This is a genomic window from Ectobacillus sp. (genome assembly GCF_056992975.1).
On record NZ_JBXKMX010000161.1, the window covers coordinates 1 to 3,277 of the forward strand.

Genomic DNA, 3,277 nt, shown 5'->3' on the forward strand with positions numbered 1-3,277 from the left:
GGATGACATGGGATTGATGCAAAGTAGATGATAGACTTTTAATGAACTGGGAAAAGGTGTTACGATCTTGACTGCTCACATTTTCAATATCAATATTAACTCCATCCCAATGATTTTGAAAGGCTGCCTGATTTAGATTTTTAATAAGTGAATCGGTTTTGGTTGGATTGGTAAAAAGCTGATGAATGGTTTGTTTCACATCTTGTCCCATTGTAATTCGTGCCCAAACTTGTTGATTTTGCTTACGTAACATTTCGTTTGTTAGAGGATTTGTACTGAGATGTAGATGAAATTGATTGTCTATGGAACCAGCTGCAGTCGAAATAATGTTTAACCCTTTGTAGCGAGCTAAAGAATTGCTATTTATCTGATTTCCCGTCCACCCTAAGTGAAGCCCCGCACTAGGGGCTGATTCTTTAGTAGGAGAAATGCTGTTTGAATCGGGCGTTTGATTTTTTTTAGGAGAGGGAGAGGTAAACAGGGTATTTAGTCCGGATACATTCACTATTAGAGTAGGAATTATAATTATCATGGATAATAAAAAAGCTAGAAAAAATAACATATGTTTGATAACCTTTGGCTGGCTTTGTTTACGAGCAGGTCGAATATACGTGTTCTGCAAAAAAAGTTCCTCCATTTCCCAAAAAAGTGGGTGAAATTTTCTCCCTTTAAAAGTATATGGTGACAAACTGTAAATATTTCTATTTGGTGAGTTTCAAAGGACAATTCATATGTAGTTTTATTATAAAAAAGAGATGACTCAAAAAAATACACGATTTACGTTGAGTCATCTCATGAAATAACACTTGTTAAATCAGCGCATTCTGAGGTGTTTATTGATATTCATACAGTCTATATTCTTATGATAATTCTACTTAATGTCATAATTGATTCTAATTTGATGTATTAAATATTACATTTTTATGGTTAAAACATACCCATGCCGCCCATACCAGGGTAAGCTGGATACTGAGACATACCCATACTGCCCATACCAGGGTAACTTGGATACTGAGACATACCCATGCCGCCCATACCAGGGTAAGCTGGATACTGAGACATACCCATGCCGCCCATGCCAGGGTAACCCGGATATTGAGACATACCCATGCCGCCCATGCCAGGGTAACTCGGATACTGAGGCATGCCCATGCCAGAAATACGCAGAGAATCGTTTGTCATATTTACACCTACTTTTCTTAAGGCTTCTTTGTTCTTTACAGACTATGCTTTAAGAAAGTAAGAGAGCTTATCTGTCTAAAAATTAGGCGAATTATGATAAGAGGTATAAAATTTTTTGCAAATGTTTTCATTTGCAATTGGAGATGAAGGTGGGTAAGTAATCTGAATACGTAAGGAGCCTACCATACCCGCTACTCCGCATTAGACCAGAAAGATATTAAAGTATTCCTATGCCTATGTTATCTAGTATATCTTTGTAAATTTTCATGCTTGTTATGAAATCCTTTATGAAATGCTTGATGTTCATTATGATGTCCTCCAACATGCCCTGCTGCAAATCCTGCCGCAAATGCAAATAGGAAGATAACTACTGCAGTAAGAATTTTGTAAATTTTTTTCTTTCCTTTAAAATAATGTAGTTTCAGTTCACTTGAGAGTTCTGCTTTTATTTCTTCTTTTAAATCTGCTTTTATGTCAGTAGAGCTTTCATTGCTTTTTTCTTCCTCCAAAATGTCTCACCCCTTTCCTTGTTAGTCATTCTATTTTGAAGCAAGTATTCTTAGACCGAGTCCCTTTGTTCAAACTTTACTTTCTTTCTATGAAACATGTTGGAGAAAGTAAGGAGTCTTTTTACGCTAACACTATATCGGGCAGACTGTACTTGCATGTATAGTCTGCCTTTGTAAAGAATGATTGAAATTAGATTTATATTGTGTTAATTTAATTTTATAGTAAATACATAGGAATTATTTGATTTTAAATCTGACTTTATTTAAATACGTCGACTAGACAACTAGAGACTTTAATTCTTACCTAATTATAGGTTAAAGAGTTGAAGTCTTTTATTTTTGAAGGGAGCGAATGGTCGTGGAATCATTATTAATTGTTGGTGGAGATAATCTAGGTCAAATTACCAAAAAATTAGAGTATGAGGGAATTAAAGAAGTCATTCATTTAAGCGGGCGAAAAGTACAGATGACTAGAAAGGTAATACCTAGTAATGTAGATGGTGTATTAGTGCTAACTGATTTTATTAACCATAATCTTTCAACAATAATTAAAAGAAAAGCGCAAGAACAGTCAATACCTATTTACTTTTCAAAACGATCCTGGACCTCTATCCAAGCAGAATTACAAAAAAATGCAAGCTATAAAGCGAGCAAAAGGAAGAATAAAGTAGAAATAATTAGCCAATGATTCAGTAAAGTAAATAGTTGTTCTTTAATTACTGTGTTTAGATTTAAAAAATAATTTATTGCTTTGTTACTTGATTCGTAGGTTTTTTCCCAATATAATAAAAGTGAGTAATCACTCACAACTTTAAAGGGGGGAAGATACATGGATGCTTCCGTTCGTATTCAGCAAGTAAGTAAGCATTATGGTAAGAAAATGGTTCTCGATGATATTAATATGGAAATTGAAAAAGGACAGATTTATGGATTTATTGGGCCTTCTGGAGCAGGAAAAACGACGATTGTGAAATTAATTGTCGGTATGGATAAAGCGAGTAAGGGTGAGGTGTCGGTACTCGGTAAAACGATGCCAAATTTACACGTTCTACAAAACATTGGATATATGGCGCAGTCTGATGCCCTCTATACAACGTTAACAGCGAAGGAAAATTTACAATTTTTCGCATCACTCTTTCAATTGTCAAAGAAGGAGAAAGCGGAGCGTATTGCTTACGCGGCAAGTATTGTTAACCTAACCAATGAATTATCTAAAAAGGTGTCTGCCTTTTCAGGCGGAATGAAACGCCGGCTTTCGCTTGCGATTGCGTTAATTCAAAATCCAGATTTGCTCATTTTAGATGAGCCGACTGTTGGAATTGATCCAGAGCTTCGCAAATCCGTTTGGGAAGAATTACTTCGTCTCAAAGAAGAAGAAGGAAAAACTATTATTGTGACGACGCATGTCATGGATGAAGCGGGAAAATGTGACCAACTCGCGATGGTTCGCGAAGGACGTATTATAGCAAGTGGATCTCCGCAACAGTTGCAGGAGCAATATGGGGTAACTAGCCTTGAGGAAGTATTCTTGCAAGCTGGAGGTGCGAAACAATGAGAATAGCAGCTTTAATTAAACGGATTGTATT

Annotated in this window: 5 protein-coding genes; 2 read left to right on the forward strand and 3 right to left on the reverse strand. The window is 35.9% G+C overall.

The genetic code is table 11. The features are described from left to right. From AC11ZT_RS07635 to AC11ZT_RS07645, 3 genes are all read right to left on the reverse strand, one after another. Positions 1-622: hypothetical protein (locus tag AC11ZT_RS07635; RefSeq protein WP_484059026.1), on the reverse strand; the 622-nt coding region annotated here is incomplete at its 3' end. 305 nt (positions 623-927) lie between these two features. Further along, positions 928-1,182, reverse strand: a complete 255-nt coding sequence (locus AC11ZT_RS07640; RefSeq protein WP_484059027.1) for a spore coat protein — start codon at positions 1,180-1,182, stop codon at positions 928-930. Positions 1,183-1,421: 239 nt separating this feature from the next. Next, positions 1,422-1,691 carry a hypothetical protein gene (locus AC11ZT_RS07645; RefSeq protein WP_484059028.1) on the reverse strand — a complete coding sequence of 90 codons (270 nt, stop codon included), beginning with the start codon at positions 1,689-1,691 and terminating at the stop codon, positions 1,422-1,424. A 358-nt stretch (positions 1,692-2,049) separates the two neighbouring features. On the opposite strand from AC11ZT_RS07645, the gene AC11ZT_RS07650 reads away from it, so the two are divergent. Both AC11ZT_RS07650 and AC11ZT_RS07655 read left to right on the forward strand, forming a co-directional pair. After that, the gene (locus AC11ZT_RS07650; protein ID WP_484059029.1) at positions 2,050-2,379 is read left to right on the forward strand and encodes a DUF2325 domain-containing protein; all 330 of its coding nucleotides are present in this window, start codon (positions 2,050-2,052) and stop codon (positions 2,377-2,379) included. A gap of 141 nt (positions 2,380-2,520) precedes the next feature. Then, positions 2,521-3,246: an ABC transporter ATP-binding protein gene (locus tag AC11ZT_RS07655; RefSeq protein WP_484059030.1), complete on the forward strand. Its 726-nt coding sequence runs from the start codon at positions 2,521-2,523 to the stop codon at positions 3,244-3,246. Positions 3,247-3,277: the final 31 nt, after the last annotated feature.

What these genes read in the sequence shown, in the direction of transcription:
- AC11ZT_RS07640 (WP_484059027.1), bottom strand. Translation starts at nt 1,182, where the DNA reads ATGACAAACGATTCTCTGCGTATTTCTGGCATGGGCATGCCTCAGTAT.
- AC11ZT_RS07655 (WP_484059030.1), top strand. Translation starts at nt 2,521, where the DNA reads ATGGATGCTTCCGTTCGTATTCAGCAAGTAAGTAAGCATTATGGTAAG.